Raw genomic sequence first — 18,183 nt, 5'->3', positions numbered from 1 at the left:
TGGAGATATGGACAGAGGCCTCTACCACCGCACAGCCAAAAACTTCGCCAGGGGGCGCTCAGAGCGCCTTTCGATTGCAGTTGCACTAACCTTCCTGATCTTTACAGTGCCGGCCTTCGGACAAGCCATTCTCGAAGGCGAGCGATTTCACCCGGTTACCGCCCAGCAGGGCATGGTTGCCACCAGTCACACGCTCGCCACTGAAGTCGCCCTTGAGGTGTTCAGGAACGGTGGGAATGCGGTGGATGCCGCGGTCACAGCGGGCTTCGCCCTGGCGGTTACCCAGCCCCGCTCGGGCAATATCGGTGGTGGTGGTTTCATGCTGATCGCCCGAGGTGACGGTTCTGAGCCGGAAGCCATTGATTACCGGGAAAAGGCCCCGGCGGCGGCCACCGCAACCATGTTCCAGGATGAAGCCGGAAACGTGGTCAAAGATCGCAGCAGGTTTACCCATCTGGCCGCAGGCGTACCCGGTACCGTGGCGGGGCTTGCCCTGGCCCTGGAACGTCACGGCACCATTTCCCTGGACCAGGCCCTGGCACCGGCGATCAAACTGGCCCGCGAAGGCTTTATCGTGCCCCGACGCTTTACCGAAGGCCTGGAGCAGGCCCGGGACCGGCTTGGGCGCTGGCCTGCCAGCCTCAAAACCTTCTATAAGGAAGACGGCAGCGCCTGGCAACCCGGCGAACGCTTTCGCCAACCGGAGCTGGCAGCCACTCTGCAGCGAATTGCGGATAACGGGGTGAGCGGCTTTTACCAGGGCAAAACCGCCGAGCTGATTGCAGGAGAAATGGCACGGCACGATGGCCTGATTACCCTTGAGGATCTGAAGAACTACCAGCCGGTGGTTCGCACTCCGGTGCACGGCACCTACCGTGGCTACGATATCTATTCCATGTCTCCGCCTTCCTCCGGCGGCACCCACATTGTCCAGATCCTCAACATTCTGGAAGGTTTCCCGATGGCCGAATTTGGCCACAATTCAGCCGCTGCAATTCACCACATGGCGGAAGCCATGAAGCTGGCTTACGCCGACCGTTCGAAATACCTCGGTGACACGGACTATGTGGAGGTACCGCTGCAGGGCCTGACCAGCAAGGGCTACGCCGAAGAACTCCGGAAAAGCATAGACCCGCAGAAGGCCCGCCCCGCCAGTGATATCAACCCAGGCCAGCCGGCCCCCTGGGAAAGCCCCGAAACCACACACTTCTCGGTGGTGGACAAGTGGGGCAACGCTGTGTCGAACACCTACACCATCAACTTCAGTTATGGCTCCGGCATTACGGTTGAGGGGGCCGGCTTCCTGCTCAACAATGAAATGGACGACTTCAGCGCCAAGCCCGGCGTGCCCAACGCTTACGGCCTGATTGGTGGTGAGGCCAACAAGGTTGAGCCCGGCAAGCGCATGCTCAGCTCCATGTCGCCCACCATCGTCAAAAAAAATGGCAAAAATGTGCTGGTAACAGGCAGCCCCGGCGGCTCGCGGATTATCACCACCACCTTGCAGGTGATCATGAACGTGATTGATCATGGCATGAACATCCAGACGGCGGTGAGTGTGCCGCGGATACACCACCAATGGTTGCCGGATGAAATCCGCATTGAACAGGGCATCAGCCCGGACACCATTCGCCTGCTGGAACAACAGGGCCACAAAGTGGTGCGTAATTCGGCCATGGGCGCCATCCAGAGTATTATGATTGGAGAGGATGGCACTCTTTACGGAGGAGCCGACCCAAGACGAAGTACTTCATCAGCCATGGGCTACTGAAGATTGTAATTGACCGGAGTCACTGATCTGAACGGAGGCATTATGTATCTTTCTGTACAACTGAGCTGTTATCCCCTGAAAGAAGACTACAAACAGCCAATACGGGAACTCATAGCCCGCCTGGAGCAAACCGGCCTGGAAGTCTATCCCGGGCGAATGAGCACCGAAATTTTTGGCGACTACGATGAAGTAATGAAGGTTCTCTCGGATACCATGAAGTGGTCATTCGAGACTTATGGCAAATCCGTCTTCGTGGCAAAAATCATGGAGGGCGACCGGAGACCGAAATGACAGCACCAAACGGGCCGAGCAATCCGCACAAGCCGGACAACAATCCGCAACCGGCTATGCCGAACCAGTTCTCCTTCCTGTGGCTCAGCGCCGCCATTTTCCTGGCGATACTCTGGCTTCAGGACGGAAACCAGCCCCAGCTTCGGGAACTGGCCTACTCGGAGTTCAAAGCCGCTGTAATGAACAACCAGGTGGCGGAAGTCACCCTCAGGCAAGAAGCCATTACCGGCCTGTTCACCGACAGTGGCACGGCGGCGTTGAGCTCTGACACCCCCGCCCGGCCTAGCAGCCCGGGGTTCCGCACCATACGCCCGCCAATGGAGGATCCATCTCTGCTGAACCTGCTGGAGGAACATCAGGTGACCATCCGGGCTGCGCCCTCTGGCCTGCCTTGGTGGCAGGAAATGATTCGTGGCTTTCTGCCCTGGCTCCTGTTGCTGGGACTGATGTTCTGGTTCTGGGGCGCGGCACAGAAACGGATGACCCAGGGCGGTGGCCCGTTCAATTTCAGCCGGTCGAAGGCCCGGCGGGCGCGTAAGGAAACGTCCACCGCCACCCTCGATGATGTAGCCGGCATTGAGTCCGCCAAGCGGGAAATTGCCGAGATTATCGACTTTCTCAAGTCCCCCGAAAAGTACCGGGCCCTGGGCGCCGTCATGCCCAAGGGCGTGTTGCTGGTTGGCCCGCCGGGAACCGGCAAGACCCTGCTGGCCCGTGCCATCGCCGGCGAGGCGGAGGTGCCTTTCTACAGCATCAGCGCGTCAGAATTTATTGAGATGTTCGTGGGTGTGGGTGCCGCCCGGGTGCGGGATATGTTCCAGGAAGCGCGCAAGGACGCCCCGTCTCTGATTTTCATTGATGAGCTCGACGCCATCGGCCGCTCCCGGGGCGCCGGCCTGGGCGGCGGGCACGACGAGCGCGAACAGACGCTGAACCAGATCCTGACCGAAATGGACGGCTTCGAGGCCCACGAAAATGTCCTGGTGCTCGCTGCCACCAACCGGCCGGATGTTCTGGACAGCGCCCTGCTCCGCCCGGGCCGGTTTGACCGTAAGATCACCCTCGACCGCCCCCACAAGGACGCCCGCACCGCTATTCTGCAGGTGCACGTGCGCAAGGTACCCCTGGCTGACGATGTCAACCTCGAACAACTGGCCTCCCGCACCATCGGCTTCTCCGGCGCAGACCTGAAAAACCTGGTGAACGAGGCCGCCCTGACCGCAGCCCGTGAAAACCTGCATGAGGTCAACGCCCACTGCTTTGATCTGGCCCGGGACAGAATCATCCTTGGCGAGCAAAGAGACACCCGGCTCACCCCGACGGAGCGGGAAGCCGTGGCTTATCACGAATGCGGCCATGCCATCATGGCCTACTACATGCCCAATGCCGACCCTCTCACCAAAATCACCATCATCCCCCACGGCATGGCCATGGGAGTCACCGAACAGACCCCGAAGGACGACCACTACACCTACACGGAAAGCTATCTGAAAGACCGCATCAAGGTGATGCTCGGTGGGCGGTGTTCGGAAAAGCTGATCTACGGCGAGGTCAGTACCGGTGCGCAGAACGATCTGAAGGAGGCCACCACGCTTGTTCGCCGGATGATCGGCCAGTGGGGCATGAGCGAGAAAATCGGCCCCCTGGGGCTGAGCATTGGCGAAGAGCATGTATTCCTGGGCCGGGAAATGGGCCTGCCCAGGGAGTTCAGCGAAAAAATGGCTGAGCTGATCGACGCCGAAATCCAGTCACAGCTGATGGGGCTGGAAAAAGCGACGTTTGATTTTCTGACCGAACACCGTGACCAGCTTGAAGCCCTCACCAGGGCGGTTCTGAACCAGGAAACCCTGGCAGGCGAGGAAATTGAGGAAATCCTGCGCAAGGAAGACGCACGCAAGATTGCCTGACCGACGGTTCAGAAATGGGTGACCAGACCATGGCTGAACAGAGCGAGGCAGTAGCCCGCGACGGCGCCAAGCGGCGGCCCCCAGTGCCGCTCGAGCCGTGACTGCGGGGCAATGTCCTGGAAGATCAGATAAAGAATGCCACCGGACGCCACGAGCATAACGGCACCAAGAATCACCGGCTGTTCCGAGAGAAAAAAGTAACCCAGTAAACCGGCAGCGGGACCGGCACTGACCAGACACCCCATGAAAGCGAGAGTTTTTCGGGAGGTGTAACCGGGCAGGCTCGATAACTCCCGGTAGGCATTAAACCCCTCCGGAAGATTCTGCAACGCAATCAACACCGCCATCAGCAAGGCAATTTTCGGGCTTACCAACGTAAGCCCGCCCAACGCTGTGGCTTCCGGGACAAAATCCAGCATTACCCCCATCAGTTGAGGCGACTCCCGACGCTTCAGGCCGAGCACGCGCTCCACCGCAAAGAACAGCAGGCCGCCCGCGATAATCGTCGGTATGGCCCACAGGGAATCGCCCATACTCTCCTGCCCCTGGGGAATCAGAACCACTGAAACCGCACCGAGAAGAATCCCGCCCCCAAAAGCGATCAGGAAATGCCGGAACTCCAGCTCCAGCCAGTTCGGGCTGATTCGCTCCACGCTGGCGAGCAGGCCACCCAGCGGAATACAGGCTCCGGCGAGCGTGGTTAAACCAATCACATAGAGAACATCCAGAAACATCAAAAAAACACCTGGGTGGTCGGAAAAATATCTGGCGGGTTCAGGGCGTTATGGTTACCGGTAAATCAAGCGCCGCCAGCAACGCGTCGGCGCCAGGCTGCCGAAGCAGCGCGCAATCCCGGCTTACCACAAGCTGGGTCACCCTCTCCTGACGTAAAATCTGCGCGATGGTAACAGGATCCTTGACGGGAAGCGCCCTCATCCGCAAATCTGAGCCGGCAATACCAAGATCCTGCCTGATCAGCTCTATCCGGTCGGGCGGCATATCGGCATCCTTGTCGTCCAGCAGCACAGTAACGGGCTGCGGGGAATACCTGACGGCCTCTGCCGCAGCCATGACGACCCGGTCGCCTGCATTACATCCTCCTGATGGATTCAACGGTATAGCGGTACGCCTTGATAGCGTCCGACCAGTAGTCCGGCGCGAACCCTGCTTTTTGCTTCAGATGGCCAAGAAACTGGTGCGGCTCCGGCAGGGTCTCCCAGACCGACGGCAAAAACGTGGCCCGGCGACTGCCCTGCTCAAGCACCAGGCCATCGGTGCCCGGGCGCAACTGCGAGAGCAGATCATCCTCAGACACGAAATGCAGGGGCGCAGGCACACTCAGAACCGACACCTGATACTCCAACAGGTCCAGCTCCTGTGCCGCAACCGGAGGAAAGCGGAAGTCCCGGAAGGCCGCTGCAAACGCATTGTCGGCACAGTCCTGGATGAGCGGCAGCCTTGCTTCCAGAGAACCAATGCAGCCCCTCAAACCGCCAGAGATTGTCAGCGTGACAAAACAGGCCCCAGGCCTTGCCAGCCTCTCCGGGTACTCCTCCGGCTCCACCGGCAACCGCTGCCCACCGCCGAGTCCATGACGAACGGAAGCAGAGGCCACCTCCAAAAGAGCCTCTCGCTCCTGATCATTGAACATGGCTGTCCGGTGCCTCGGTGATGGCATAGGCGCCGTAGCCCACAACACGATCCTTCGGCCCACCGGTGTCACCGGAGTTGCAAAGATCCAGGGTGGTTACTTTCAGGCCTCGCTTCTCTGCCAGAAACAGCAGGCCATTAACCGGGTTTCGCCCACAGGCGTCTTCATAACCGATGTGGCGATAATCCAGATTCTCGATATGCCTGGTGGTAGTGCTGTCCAGTTCGCAGGCAACAGAGTAGCTGTGGTAGTGACTCAGATCCGAACTGATCACGACCAGGGTTTCGTCACCTCCCCAGAGTGCTTCCAGCACCTCGGCAACTGCTTCAGGAGAGCACTCCCCCACCACCAGCGGCACCAGGGTAAAGTGGTCAAAAACCGACTGCAGGAACGGCAAGTGCACCTCAAGACTGTGCTCGAGCTGGTGCGCTGAATCCAGATAGCCAACCTGAGGCAACGCCTGAAGCCTTGCCAGCACGCTCTGCTCCACCTGCACATTGCCCAGCGGCGTTTCGAAGAAGCCCGCCGTCGGCGCGGCAATCCCCTTCAGGGCTACACGATGGGAAGGCCCCAGAAGAACCACCCTGTGAATGCGGTCGTGAAGCGGCGCAAGCCGGGCATAGGCACGGGCGGCAACAGCGCCGGAAAACTGGTACCCGGCATGGGGAACAATAATGGCCTTGGGAGCCGGCCCTTCCACAGGAATCTGGTTCAGGAAACCGTCAACCATGGCTCTCAGCCGGGCAGGATCGTCCGGGTAGAATACACCGGCGACGGCGGGTTTTCGTACGTTCGCAGACATGGCTGGCCACCTGCTTTACAGGGCGATTCGCGGCGGGCACGCCCTGCCTGTGAGAAAATTGACACGCTCTCATAAGGAAACTATAGATTATCTGAGGCGTTCCGTTAGCAAAATTGCGAGGGATCTCACCGTGGGCGACATACCGGTTCTTCAGGGCCGTGAGGTCGGATTCTGGCACTGGCTCGATGATGGCCGTATCCAGTGCAGTCTATGCCCGCGATTCTGCAAACTCCATGAAGGCCAACGCGGCCTCTGCTTTGTGCGCGGGCGCCTGAACGACACCATGGTTCTGACCACCTACGGGCGCTCCAGTGGCTACTGCATAGACCCCATCGAAAAGAAGCCTCTCAACCATTTCCTCCCCGGCACCCCGGTTCTCTCGTTTGGTACCGCAGGCTGCAACCTGGCCTGTAAGTTCTGCCAGAACTGGGACATGACCAAATCCCGGGAAACCGATGAACTTGCCGACCAGGCCAGCCCGGAAGCCATTGCCCGAGCCGCCCGGAGCCTGGGCTGCAAAAGTGTTGCCTTTACCTACAACGACCCGGTCATCTTCCACGAATACGCCATAGATGTGGCCAGGGCCTGTCGCAACGTTGGCGTGCGCTCGGTTGCAGTAACCGCCGGCTATGTGACCGAAGAACCCCGCCGGGAGTTCTACCGTTACATGGATGCCGCCAACGTTGACCTCAAAGCCTTTACGGAGCGCTTCTATCACAAGGTGACCGGCGGGCACCTGCAGCCGGTGCTGGAAACCCTCGAGTATATAAAACATGAAACCGGCGTATGGCTGGAATTGACAACCCTGCTCATTCCGGGCGAAAACGATTCCGGGCAGGAACTCAATGAAATGACCCGATGGGTTGTGGAGAAACTGGGGCCGGATGTCCCCATGCACTTCACTGCATTCCACCCGGACTGGAAGATGATGGATACCCCGCCAACTCCGCCGGAGACGCTCACTCGGGCCCGCCAGATTGCCATGGATAACGGCGTTCGCTACGCCTACACCGGCAATGTGCATGACACATCAGGCGGCAGCACATACTGCCACAACTGCGGCGAGCTGCTCATTGGCCGCGACTGGTACGTACTCAGCACCTGGAACCTCACCGATGACGGCCACTGCCAATCCTGTGGTAGCGCCTGTGCCGGCGTTTTTGAGGGCCCACCGGGACATTGGGGCGCCAGAAGGCAGCCGGTCAGGCTCAGTGATTATCGGGTGTGACTCCCATGTAGCCGTCCCTTTCCTCACGGCACTCATAGGAACCCATCTCGAACTCCCGACAAATCCAGGGCCGGTTTTCATAAATTGTGCAGAGGAAGGTTTGGCGATCTAACGCAGAACACCAACCATCCTCCAGCCGCAACATGGTTTCGCCACCCCACCTGTCATAAGCGGTGTGCCGCTCAGGAACTCCTGTGTCAGAAATGATCATGACTTCCAACCGGCAGCAACAAGCCCGGCAAGTTGAACACGAAATCTCGGTATTGGTGAGATCTTTAACGGGAATCGTCATGAATACATAGCCAGCTCAATATGGGTGGAAAACAATTACACGGCGATGTGTTATTGACCGGGAGTACAGCACCCTGAGCCTTGCTGGATGGGCGGGCATGGTTTCCGTTTTGCGGTGGCCGCAGTTTGGGCATTTGAGCGTCGATTCCAGGATTATATCGACCATAACCGTTCTCCCGTCAAAGTGCGGATTTTCTCCGGGCCATTTTGAAGCAATCCTGACATATAAATCGACCAGGTCTGATGCCCGCCATCACCGATGGCAAAATATACGGCGCTGCCGTAGAGGCATCAAGGCTGGATCAGTGAGGTGTGACGCGCCTGGTTAGCTGCTCCCAAGCATGTACGCACGAAGCTGCCGCTCCTCTCGCATAACATAGAGCACGAGAACCCGCTGCTCATCCTCACGATAATAAATGCGACACGATGGAACCACTACTTCCCTGTATACCGAATTAGGCGGTCTGGTTCCGGTGCCTGGTCACCGAGGCCGAGGGGCTCCCCCCCATCTTGAGTACAGCAAGAAAGACCGGAGTCTTTCGTCATGACACACCCACGAAGCGGCGGAAAATCGGTCGCGGTGCAGCCTCTGGTTATGTTTCTTCATCACCGATTTCGGACATCCGCAATAACTGGCTACTGCGACGCACAGTCAGGATATCAACCTGATCTTTGACGCTGTGAATAACCCGATACGTTCCAAACATCAGCTCCCCGATGCGAGGCGACCCCACCTCCGGAACCATACGTCCACTTTTAGGGAAATCCGCCAACCGCTCGACCGCGGCAAATAAATCATCAACCCACCGCACCGCAGCATCTGGATTGTCCTCGGCAATAAACCGAGCTCTATCCTCGACACGCTCTAGCGCAAGCAGGGACCAAACAATCTTCATTGGGCCAGCCCGCTCAGAACCCGAGCTTTCGCATCTTCATGCGCAGAACCATCCCCGGCAGCTATCTGTTCTTCCGCCTTATACACCTCTTCCAGTATTTCCAGACGTTCTTGCATCTTCTCGTACTCGTGAACATCCACCAGTACGGCAACGCCGCGACCTCTTTGTGTCAGCACCATAGGACGTCGGTTTTCATGGAGTTGCTTCACAAATGTGGCCACCCCTGCACGAAATTCAGACAGAGGACGGATATCTTCATCTAATCGAACCCTTGACATAAAATCACCCAAGTACGTTTAAACGTACATTAAAGAGTACGGTATTGCCGGGCGGCAAGCAAGGTAATCAAGGTTGGAAACATAACGCAGAGCGCACCGGTGGCTTTTACAGAGCGAAGCGGCGTAAAGGACATCCGCGTGACGCGTATGGTTATACACCGGACTTCGCCCTTTGAATCAAAGTGGCCAGCTCCGGCGCTATTGGCATTTTCTTGAACGGGCTGACATTAGCTCCGCCAGTATTGCCTTGAGGTACCAACCCGAATGCTGTTTTAGTCGCAGCGCCAACAATACGAAAAACCTGACCTAGTGCCTCTCGGACTGAACCGTTACGAGTAGCCGATACCAGCATCAACACATGGACCTTGACGTGCCAATACGTCGATTCCTGTCCAAGCACATGCGCCCGTTCCAGATGGGTAAATTCTTGCCGAAGATCACCGGCTGACCTTGCCTGCTTAGCATTCTTCAGCTCAACCTCGACGTAGGAAGCTATTCGCTTTGTGAAAGTACGGTGCATAAAGACCTCCTCGTAGGGGTATAACGTAGAGCTAACGGGTTGGGTGGGGCGAAGCGGAACCCAGTCCCGTTGAGCGCCGTGTTATACGTAACCAGCGTTTCATGGCAACTGCTCGAATTTCTCAAGCTGATCGGTAAGCTCAAACCACGGAGCCTTCGACGCCGTAAATATGTGGACGTCCGGTCGTTGCGTGGGCGTGTCATCCAGGATGCCCAGCCGAACCACATACTTCCCAAGTCTAAGCTTCTCGGAGAATAAGCTCGCACCGCAGGTGCTGCAAAAACACAAATCCGTTTCCTCGGATTTATGGTAACAAGATACGAGTTCTTTTCCTGAGGTAATTACCAAGTCTTCAGAGTTGACAAGACCGCCTGTAGCGAACGCGGAGCCCGACCACTTTTGGCATTCGGAGCAGTGACAGTATCCGATAAACTGAAACTGATCGGACACGCGGATCGTTACGCTTCCACATAGACAAGAACCGGTTAAGTATGTCATCGAACCCTCACATTACGTATAACGCCAAAAATAAGCGGCGCCCTGTCAAGGGCGTCCGGTGTAGGGCCGTCAGGCCCGGAACGTACTTGATTGATTTGTTAGTCTTTATCTGGTGACTGAAGCCCGAAATCCTAGGAAATATCAAGCACTGACTCTAGTTTAGATGCTAGCTTATTGAACTCATCACCCCACCCATTCTCCAAGGACAACTCTTGAAGGTTGGCCGTCGGCAACAACAGGCGCTTTACGCCATCAGTCGACGGATTGCTAAGCAAGAGGTCTATATCCTGGAGCGCTCTGTCCCGCTCACCGTAGATTGAGCCATCATCACTGGCTGCCGCCTTTCTCCGCAGTTCTTCAAGGACTTTTCGAGCTACCTGATCAGTGTCCAAACTTGGTGCCTAACGCCAGCGCACAACGGCGCACTTGTAATGGAGGCGCAGCCGCAATGAAAAGGGCGTCCGGCGGCCATCGGCCGCGTATTGATGCGCCTTGTTAGGGCTTCGTACTCAATGTCTCGTGGCAACTTCTGAGAGATCCCACAACGTGCCCGCCCAACCGCCTATAGCTCCGTTGTCTCCACATACCGGACAACGCCACACAATTGCATCATCTTCCGGATCAATATAGCTCTCAATCTCACCGGCACACGGTTTTCTACCGGGTTTCCTGCGGCATCGCACCTTTGAGAAACGTCCTTCTCCGTCAATGTCGCCGCTGGTCTCTTGTACGATCGCAGCAAAGTGCCCTGCCAAACGTCGACCAGAACTCGATTCTATCCCGATGGATCCATCCTGGTTCAGGTAATGCTGAAGATTAACAATCCAAGTATCAGCCATATGATCGCAATACCACTCTGAATAGACAGTCCTAACGCCAGCGCACAACGGCGCCCTTGCAATGGAGGCGCAGCCGCAATGGAAAGGGCGTCCGGCGGCCGCAGGCCGCGAATTGATGCGCCTTGATACTGATTGAGCCTTCTCCCCAGCCTCGCGGTTACCCGCTAAGCTGGAAGGCGACCAAGCACTACAAGGGAGAAGACTCATGAACTTTTACCATAGCACTCACCGTTATTATTGTGGAATCGATCTGCACGCCCGCAGCCTGTATGTCTGCATCATCGACGAGCAGGGTGAAGTGTTGCTGCACAAGGAAATCAAAGCCCGCCCGGAACCGCTACTGGCCCTGCTTGAACCGTTTCGTGATGATCTGGTGATCGGTGTCGAATGCATGCACTGCTGGTACTGGATCTCGGATCTGTGTGAAGAACACGGCATCCATTTTATCCTGGGCCACGCCCTGTACATGAAAGCCATTCACGGCGGCAAAACCAAGAACGACCGCACCGATTCTTTCAAGATCGCCATGCTCATGAAAGGCGGCAACTTCCCTCTAGCGTATACCTATCCCAAAGAGATGCGGGCCACACGCGACTTGCTACGCCGGCGTACCCGCATCGTCCAGCACGGGGCCATGCTCAAAGCCCATGTGGTCAATACCACCAGCCAATACAATCTGCCGCCCAACAAGGCCAACCTGAAGAATATCGGTGCCCGGGAACACGATCCTGCCTCCCTGAGTGTGTTGCGGACCATTCCTGGTGTGGGCCGCATCCTCGCCCTGACGATGCTCTACGAAATCGGTGTTCGGCGATATCCAACGATTTGAGACAGTGCAGAAATTTGCTTCTTACGCCCGGCTCATCAAGTGCAAAGCCGAATTTGCCGGCAAAGTCTACGGCACTCAGGGCAACAAGATCGGCAACGCCCATCTGAAGTGGGCGTTCTCGGAAGCCGCCGTGCTGTACCTGCGAGGTAATGACAAAGCCCAGCGCTACCTACAGAAACTCCAGAAACGAATGAACAAGCCCAAGGCGCTGTCCGCGCTGGCCCACAAGCTGGGCCGGGCCGCCTACTTCATGCTCAAGCATCAGAGGGTCTTCGATGAACAACGATTCCTGAAGGGTTAGTCACGCCACGGGGTGAGCATGACGTCTAACTGGATCAAACAGGATGATGACCGAAAGCCGGGTGTCCGCTGACTGGTACTCGATACCAAACCGGCCTTCTATCACCGACGTTGAAGCCAGTCGCTTTGATTAGCCACTCCGTGGGCGTGCCTTAATACCATGAGCCAGTGCGCTTACACCGGTCCTGAGCCTGAAACTAACTGGAGCTATGCAGCCCGACACCTTGAATAGTGCCAGTGACCGGTTAACCGATGAATGTCTGGTGCCCCTGACCCACCGAAGGAACGACCGGTCAGGCCGTGGCCTAAAGCCACGTAAGAGAGCCCCTATATGTGTTTGCTGTGAGGGTAATCCCCCCATTTTTAACGGGATTCAAAAGTAGACCTCAGGCCATCATGGCCAATTTCTGTTGAGGAGTAATTCCTCCCAGTCCCATATTGGGTCGTTCGTGATTGTAGTGCCAGAGCCAGCGGGTGGCATAATCCTGGACTTCTTCGGTGCTGTCGAACAGATACTGTGCCAGCCAATCGTAACGGACCGTTCGGTTGTAGCGTTCGATGTAGGCGTTCTGCTGGGGTTTGCCAGGCTGGATAAACGCCAGCGCGATCTCCCGTTTTTCAGCCCAGGCGGACAGCTTGCCGCTGATGTACTCAGGTCCGTTGTCACAGCGGATAGAACGCGGTTTACCCCGCCATTCAATGATCTGATCCAGCGATCGGATAACCCGTTCTGCCGGAAGCGAGAAGTCCACTTCGATGCCAAGCCCCTCGCGGTTAAAGTCATCAATCACATTCAGTAGCCGGTAACTGCGGCCATCGTTGAGCTGGTCGTGCATGAAGTCCATCGACCAACTGTCGTTGATCATTGCCGGCACAGCCAATGGCTCCGGCTTTTCCCGAACCAGACGCTTCTTGGGCTTGATGCGCAGATTCAGTTCCAGCTCCCGGTAAATCCGGTAAACCCGCTTGTGATTCCAACCAAACCCTTTAACGTTCCGGAGGTGCAAAAAGCACAAACCAAAGCCCCAGTTCCGCTGATTGTGGGTCAGTCGCACCAGCCAGTCCGCGATCTCAGCGTTCTCGCTGCTCAGTTTGGGCTGATAGCGGTAGCAGGTCTCACTGATGCTGAACATCCAGCAGGCCAGACGAATGCTGACACGCTTTTCATCAACGGCTTTCTGCGCCATCTCACGGCGACGAGACGGCTTCACCACTTTTTTTCGATGGCTTCCTTGAGGATGTCAGCCTTCAGCCGCTCCTCGGCATACATCTTCTTGAGCCGGCGGTTTTCATCCTCCAGCTCTTTCAGGCGGGCCATCATCGATGCATCCATGCCGCCAAACTTGGCGCGCCATTTATAAAAGCTGGCACTGCTCATGCCGTGCTCACGGCAAAGCTCCGGAATCGGTACGCCGTTCTCGGCTTGCTTAAGTATCGACAGGATCTGGCTGTCGGAAAAACGTGACTTCTTCATGCAGAATCTCCCTGCGTGTAGCTTACGGAAAATTCTACTTTTGATCACCGCTGTTTTTCGGGGGGATTACCTGAGTGCCTGACAGCCCCGCGAGACTGACGAAGCAGGCGTTCTCGCTCATGGGTTTAGGTTGGCCGCCGGCGCGGCCAAAAAAATGACTATTGCCTATTGATTCCGAGAAGGTGCGTATTCCGCGCCATCGTGACCACCCATTCCGTTTGAACGTGACCGCCTGTTCCGGGCGATCGTGACCGCTCATTCCGTTTTATCGTGACCGATTTCGGGTTGTTTTCCGGAATCGCCGGTCACGATGCCGGAATCATCGGTCACGTTCCCCCGGAACCACTGCCAAAGCGCTGGAATTCTTCAACTTAATCCGGCATACCCCCTTCCTTTTTATCACGAGGAAGAGCGGATGCCGGTTGCGAGGATTTCCATGCGACAGATTATCGAGGTCTTGCGCCTCAAGTACGAAGCAGGCCTGAGCCATGAGCGCATTGCCCGCGCCTGCGGTCTCTCCAAAGGTGTGGTTGGCAAGTACGTCAATCTTGCCCAGGCCCATGATGTGACCTGGCCGTTGCCAGAGGATGTTGATGAGGTACGACTGGAAGCGCTGCTGTTCCCGGCTAAGACCCCACCTGCACGCTTTGCCGAACCTGATTACTTCCAGGTCCACCAGGAACTGAAGACCAAGGGCGTGACCCTGCAACTGCTCTGGGCCGAGTACGTAGAACGCCACAGCGACAAGGCCTATCGCTACAGCCAGTTCTGCCACCATTACCGGCTCTGGCGTGGCCGGCAGCGGCGCAGCATGCGCCAGGTCCATCGAGCCGGTGAGAAGATCTTTATCGATTACTGTGGCCCCACTGTGCCAGTGGTGGATCGTTCCACCGGTGAAATGCGTAAGGCTCAGGTCTTTGTCGCCGTGCTTGGAGCGTCCAGCTATACCTTCGCCGAGGCTACCTGGAGCCAGTCCCTGCCGGACTGGATTGCCTCCCACCAACGGATGCTGGCGTTCTACGGCGGTGTAGCTGAATTGCTGGTTCCTGACAACCTCAAGGCAGCGGTCACCAAGGCCGATCGATATACCCCGAAGATCAACGAGACCTACGCCGAACTGGCCGCCCACTACCAGACTGCCGTATTACCGGCACGCCCCTACAAACCCAAGGACAAGGCGAAAGCTGAAGCCGCCGTACTGCTGGTCGAGCGCTGGATACTGGCCCGGTTACGGCACCGGATGTTCTTCTCCCTGGCCGAACTGAACTCGGCCATTGCCCAGTTGTTGCCGGCGCTGAACCAGCGCCCGTTCCAGGGGCGCTCCGAGAGCCGCCAGAGCTTGTTCGAGTCACTGGATCGCCCAGCTCTGAGACCTCTGCCCGCAACACCCTATGTCTATGCCGAGTGGTGCAAAGCGCGACCGGGCATTGACTACCACATCGAGATCGACAAACGGCTGTACAGCGTGCCTCACGCCCTGGTGGGTGTGAAGCTGGATGTTCGGGTGACCGATACGTCCGTTGAGGTCATGCACAAGGGACAACGGGTAGCCTTGCATTCTCGCCACGGCAAGAGCCGCTTCGTGACCCTGACCGAACACATGCCCAAGTCGCATCAGGCCCATCAGAACTGGTCACCGGGACGCTTCCTGAACTGGGCCAAGGACATCGGCCCCGCCACGTTGGATGTGGTGCAGGGACAGCTCAAGGATCGGCCGCATCCGGAACATGGTTACCGGGCCTGCCTGGGTCTGCTGAACCTCAGTCGTCGCTACAGCCGTGACCGCCTTGAGCAGGCTTGTGACCGGGCGTTGGCTATCAACTCGGCCAGTTACCAGAGCATCACCTCGATCCTAAAGCAGGGGCTGGATCAACTCCCGCTGCCCCTAGCTGAGGAAGAGCCGGAACTGACCGATCTGCCTGTTCACACCAACGTTCGTGGCCCCCACTACTACCACTGATCCCGGAGAGACTGATGCTGACTCAAAACACCCTCGACATCCTGCGCCAACTCAAACTGACGGGCATGTGCGATGCGCTGGAACAACAACGATCCCAACCTGAGACCCACGACCTGGCGTTCGAGGAACGACTGGCCCTGTTGGTGGATCGTGAAGTGCTGCACCGCGAAAGCCGGCGACTGGAGCGGCTGCTCAGGGCCGCCCGTCTACGTGTGCCGGCCTGCATCGAAGACATCGATTACCGCCACCCACGAGGGCTGGAGCGTTCTCGCATGGCGGGTCTGGCCAGCTGCGACTGGATCCGCCAATCCCTGAACCTGTGCATCACCGGCCCGACAGGTTGTGGCAAGACCTGGCTGGCGTGTGCCCTGGGTAACCAGGCCTGCCGGCAGGGCCTCTCGGTTCGTTACCTGCGGGTACCGCGCCTGTTCGAACAACTGCGCATCGCCCATGGCGATGGCAGCTATGCCCGACTAATGAATCAGTTGCTTAAAACCGATCTGCTGATCCTGGACGACTGGGGCATGCAAAAGGTGACCGCGCAACAACGACAGGATCTGATGGAAGTGATTGAGGACCGCCATGGCCGGGGCTCGACCCTCATTGCCAGCCAGTTACCGACTGAACACTGGCACGATTACATCGGCTCCGCCACGCTGGCAGACGCCATCCTGGATCGGCTTCTGCACGGCGCTCACCGACTCAATCTAAAGGGGGAATCATTGCGAAAAGCGAAAGCACAAAAACCGGAATCGGTTGACCCATCGTGACCGCTCAGAGTACAAAACCCACTCCAGTGTGATGGCCGTGTGAAAATCGGTCACGATCCCCGGAATGACCGGTCACGTTCGCCGGAATACGCAGAAGGCTCATATGTGTTAAATTGGATATCAAGTTCAAAATAAAAAGCCCCGCAAAATGCAGGGCTTTTTATCTACTAAGGCCATAGAAGATTAAACGTGATGCAAAATTTTCATTGCAGCATCTGCTAAAAACTTCGATCGATCCTTGTAGGCCTTATGTGTGTCAACGAAGCGGTCGATCTGAGTAATCAGGCGGTTCGGCAGCGAAATATTGATTCGTTGGGCTGTACCAAGATAACGAACCACATCGACTTGAACCATTACCCAAACGCCGTTGGCGTAATTCGGATTACCTGTTAGCTCTCCTAGATCACTGGCGGTCGGAATCTCTATCCCCTCTTCCGCCATAGTCTCCATATGGAAATCGATCGCTTCTGCTGCATTTTCTACTGCTTCATTAAAGGTATCTCCTGCTGAGTGACAGCCGGGAAGATCCGGCACAATCACTCCGTAGGCACTGTCCCCTTCTTGTTGGATCAGGATGGGATAGAACATATCACCACCTCCACTTTCCACTTAGATTTCATTTAAAGGTCTATTTATTAAATGACAATTTACTTTGGTTAACTTAACAGTCAATTCAACGGATTCAGTTGATGAACTTTATAGTTGCGCGTGTCTCAATCGCCTCGCGCTTTCCTCCTTTGTTGGATTTACCCCACAATTGGCTCGGAAAAGCGGCCGGGCTTTAAAGCCCGGCTTGCTTCAAGATGCTCTTAACAGTGCCAGTTGGAAGATCTTTCTTTGGATGGGGAATCGTCACCAGTCCAAGCTTTTCTGGGTGCTTGAACTGCTGATGGCTCCCCCTCGTTCGAATGAGCTGCCAACCATCTGCTTCGATCATCTTGACAAGTTTCCGACTATCCATAAGCGGGTCCTTAATCAAAATGACAAGGGCAGCTTACACACACAACACACGAAAGTCAATATTTTTACACACCATACACACCGAGTGGTGTTTCATAGGGGATCTTCTGCAAAGAGATATCTTTGAACTCGAAAGATAAACAGAACCGGGCAATTTAACGCACGGTTCACACGCCGGTTTGGAGCCTCGAAGCGGCGGAGAATCGGTCGCTGTGCAACCGATTGTTAGGCTTGCCCGCCACTATTCTGGACTGCCGCTACAAAATCGCTCAGAAACGTCGAAATTTGCGACTTATACTCTGGCACCCAAACCAACTCTTCGATTTCTTCTGGGGATTTCCCGAGGGAAGGGATACGCAAAAAAATATCTTCCAGAAAATTATCGCTGACTGTGGAAAGCACTAGCCTTAGGGAGGCAAGCATATCGTCACCTCGGTGTGAAGCATGGACTAAAGCTATGGGTTTACCTATAACTTCGAAACGAGAAACCATCCAGTCTATTGCATTTTTAAGACCACCCGGTATGGATCGGACGTATTCTGGGCTCGATATGATAATGCCATCCACAGCGGAAACCGCTTCCATAAACTCGCGCACCGCCAGTGGTGTCGCCTCATCTTCAGAGTCTGGAGAAAAAACCGGAAGTGCATCTAGCCTGTTAAAGACCGATAACTCGAGACCATCCGGAGCAACGCTCTTCATAACCCTCAGCAACGCCGTATTGGTGGATGCTTTGCGTGCGCTTCCGGAAATGGCTAGTAATTTCATGTTGTCCTCTTTCCAGTCTTACGCCGCTCAACATGCGCGGCTACGAAATGCAGGCAAAGCCGCAATGTAGTAGACGTCGCCGGGATTGTCCTTGTATGGATAATTTCTACCGTGTTTGGGTAAATTGAGGCCCACCCCCAGTGGCCGCTG

19 protein-coding genes and 1 pseudogene are annotated in these 18,183 nt (G+C 56.4%); 7 read left to right on the top strand and 13 right to left on the bottom strand.

Annotated elements, in window-relative coordinates:
* Positions 1–7: 7 nt before the first annotated feature.
* From ggt to ftsH, 3 genes are read left to right on the top strand one after another with little or no spacing between them, the layout of a single operon-like run.
* Positions 8–1,771, top strand: a complete 1,764-nt coding sequence (ggt, locus tag msub_RS01315) for a gamma-glutamyltransferase (RefSeq protein WP_048494354.1) — start codon at positions 8–10, stop codon at positions 1,769–1,771.
* A gap of 42 nt (positions 1,772–1,813) precedes the next feature.
* On the top strand, positions 1,814–2,062 hold the full coding sequence (locus tag msub_RS01310) for a YkoF family thiamine/hydroxymethylpyrimidine-binding protein (RefSeq protein WP_048494353.1): 249 nt from the start codon (positions 1,814–1,816) through the stop codon (positions 2,060–2,062).
* Positions 2,059–3,969, top strand: coding sequence for an ATP-dependent zinc metalloprotease FtsH (gene ftsH, locus msub_RS01305; RefSeq protein ID WP_048494352.1), 1,911 nt, complete (start codon positions 2,059–2,061; stop codon positions 3,967–3,969). The genes msub_RS01310 and ftsH overlap by 4 nt, the downstream gene beginning before the upstream one ends.
* An 8-nt stretch (positions 3,970–3,977) precedes the next feature.
* Here ftsH and msub_RS01300 read toward each other — a convergent pair whose 3' ends face one another.
* From msub_RS01300 to amrB, 4 genes are read right to left on the bottom strand one after another with little or no spacing between them, the layout of a single operon-like run.
* Positions 3,978–4,703, bottom strand: a complete 726-nt coding sequence (locus tag msub_RS01300) for a ZIP family metal transporter (RefSeq protein ID WP_048494351.1) — start codon at positions 4,701–4,703, stop codon at positions 3,978–3,980.
* Positions 4,704–4,743: 40 nt separating this feature from the next.
* Positions 4,744–5,040: a hypothetical protein gene (locus tag msub_RS01295; RefSeq protein ID WP_048494350.1), complete on the bottom strand. Its 297-nt coding sequence runs from the start codon at positions 5,038–5,040 to the stop codon at positions 4,744–4,746.
* Between the two features lie 19 nt (positions 5,041–5,059).
* Complete coding sequence (amrA, locus tag msub_RS01290) at positions 5,060–5,620, bottom strand: AmmeMemoRadiSam system protein A (protein WP_048494349.1); 561 nt, start codon at positions 5,618–5,620, stop codon at positions 5,060–5,062.
* Positions 5,610–6,422, bottom strand: coding sequence for an AmmeMemoRadiSam system protein B (amrB, locus tag msub_RS01285; RefSeq protein WP_048494348.1), 813 nt, complete (start codon positions 6,420–6,422; stop codon positions 5,610–5,612). The genes amrA and amrB overlap by 11 nt, the downstream gene beginning before the upstream one ends.
* 130 nt (positions 6,423–6,552) lie before the next feature.
* Here amrB and amrS point away from each other — a divergent pair, with 130 nt between their 5' ends.
* Positions 6,553–7,650 carry an AmmeMemoRadiSam system radical SAM enzyme gene (gene amrS, locus msub_RS01280; protein WP_048494347.1) on the top strand — a complete coding sequence of 366 codons (1,098 nt, stop codon included), beginning with the start codon at positions 6,553–6,555 and terminating at the stop codon, positions 7,648–7,650.
* Here the strand turns inward: amrS and msub_RS20900 are convergent.
* From msub_RS20900 to msub_RS22505, 5 genes are all read right to left on the bottom strand, one after another.
* Positions 7,631–7,942 (bottom strand): YkgJ family cysteine cluster protein, encoded by a 312-nt coding sequence (locus msub_RS20900; protein WP_082146374.1) that lies wholly within the window; start codon positions 7,940–7,942, stop codon positions 7,631–7,633. The two genes, amrS and msub_RS20900, sit on opposite strands and share 20 nt — an antisense overlap.
* Before the next feature lie 592 nt (positions 7,943–8,534).
* Positions 8,535–8,837 (bottom strand): type II toxin-antitoxin system RelE/ParE family toxin, encoded by a 303-nt coding sequence (locus tag msub_RS01275; RefSeq protein WP_048494346.1) that lies wholly within the window; start codon positions 8,835–8,837, stop codon positions 8,535–8,537.
* Positions 8,834–9,115 carry a type II toxin-antitoxin system Phd/YefM family antitoxin gene (locus tag msub_RS20890; RefSeq protein ID WP_082146520.1) on the bottom strand — a complete coding sequence of 94 codons (282 nt, stop codon included), beginning with the start codon at positions 9,113–9,115 and terminating at the stop codon, positions 8,834–8,836. Before msub_RS20890 ends, msub_RS01275 begins: the two co-directional genes overlap by 4 nt.
* Before the next feature lie 151 nt (positions 9,116–9,266).
* Positions 9,267–9,635, bottom strand: coding sequence for a DUF3703 domain-containing protein (locus tag msub_RS01265; protein ID WP_048494345.1), 369 nt, complete (start codon positions 9,633–9,635; stop codon positions 9,267–9,269).
* A 99-nt stretch (positions 9,636–9,734) separates the two neighbouring features.
* A complete protein-coding gene (locus msub_RS22505; protein ID WP_048494344.1) occupies positions 9,735–10,133 on the bottom strand; it encodes a GFA family protein in 399 nt (132 codons plus the stop codon).
* 1,044 nt (positions 10,134–11,177) lie between these two features.
* On the opposite strand from msub_RS22505, the pseudogene msub_RS01250 reads away from it, so the two are divergent.
* Positions 11,178–12,102: pseudogene (locus msub_RS01250) on the top strand (IS110 family transposase).
* A gap of 385 nt (positions 12,103–12,487) precedes the next feature.
* Here the strand turns inward: msub_RS01250 and msub_RS01245 are convergent.
* A protein-coding gene (locus msub_RS01245) for an IS3 family transposase (RefSeq protein ID WP_156182704.1) occupies positions 12,488–13,575 on the bottom strand; the annotation gives its coding sequence in 2 pieces (ribosomal slippage) (positions 12,488–13,323 and positions 13,323–13,575; 1,089 coding nt in all).
* A gap of 415 nt (positions 13,576–13,990) precedes the next feature.
* Here msub_RS01245 and istA point away from each other — a divergent pair.
* Together istA and istB are read left to right on the top strand one after the other, a co-directional pair.
* Positions 13,991–15,535 (top strand): IS21 family transposase, encoded by a 1,545-nt coding sequence (gene istA / locus msub_RS01235; protein ID WP_197083768.1) that lies wholly within the window; start codon positions 13,991–13,993, stop codon positions 15,533–15,535.
* A 14-nt stretch (positions 15,536–15,549) separates the two neighbouring features.
* Positions 15,550–16,305: an IS21-like element helper ATPase IstB gene (gene istB / locus msub_RS01230; protein WP_036202190.1), complete on the top strand. Its 756-nt coding sequence runs from the start codon at positions 15,550–15,552 to the stop codon at positions 16,303–16,305.
* 183 nt (positions 16,306–16,488) lie between these two features.
* Here the strand turns inward: istB and msub_RS01225 are convergent, their stop codons facing one another.
* The 3 genes from msub_RS01225 to msub_RS01215 form a co-directional block, all read right to left on the bottom strand.
* On the bottom strand, positions 16,489–16,893 hold the full coding sequence (locus tag msub_RS01225; protein WP_048494340.1) for a type II toxin-antitoxin system HicB family antitoxin: 405 nt from the start codon (positions 16,891–16,893) through the stop codon (positions 16,489–16,491).
* A gap of 193 nt (positions 16,894–17,086) precedes the next feature.
* Positions 17,087–17,266 carry a type II toxin-antitoxin system HicA family toxin gene (locus tag msub_RS01220; protein WP_048494339.1) on the bottom strand — a complete coding sequence of 60 codons (180 nt, stop codon included), beginning with the start codon at positions 17,264–17,266 and terminating at the stop codon, positions 17,087–17,089.
* Between the two features lie 224 nt (positions 17,267–17,490).
* Entirely contained in the window at positions 17,491–18,033 is a 543-nt protein-coding gene (locus msub_RS01215; protein ID WP_048494338.1) for an NADPH-dependent FMN reductase, read from the bottom strand.
* Positions 18,034–18,183: the final 150 nt, after the last annotated feature.

Source organism: Marinobacter subterrani (assembly GCF_001045555.1).
Taxonomy (GTDB): Bacteria; Pseudomonadota; Gammaproteobacteria; order Pseudomonadales; family Oleiphilaceae; genus Marinobacter; species Marinobacter subterrani.
The sequence above is the reverse complement of the archived record's forward strand: the minus strand, read 5'-3'. Positions and strand labels throughout refer to the sequence as shown.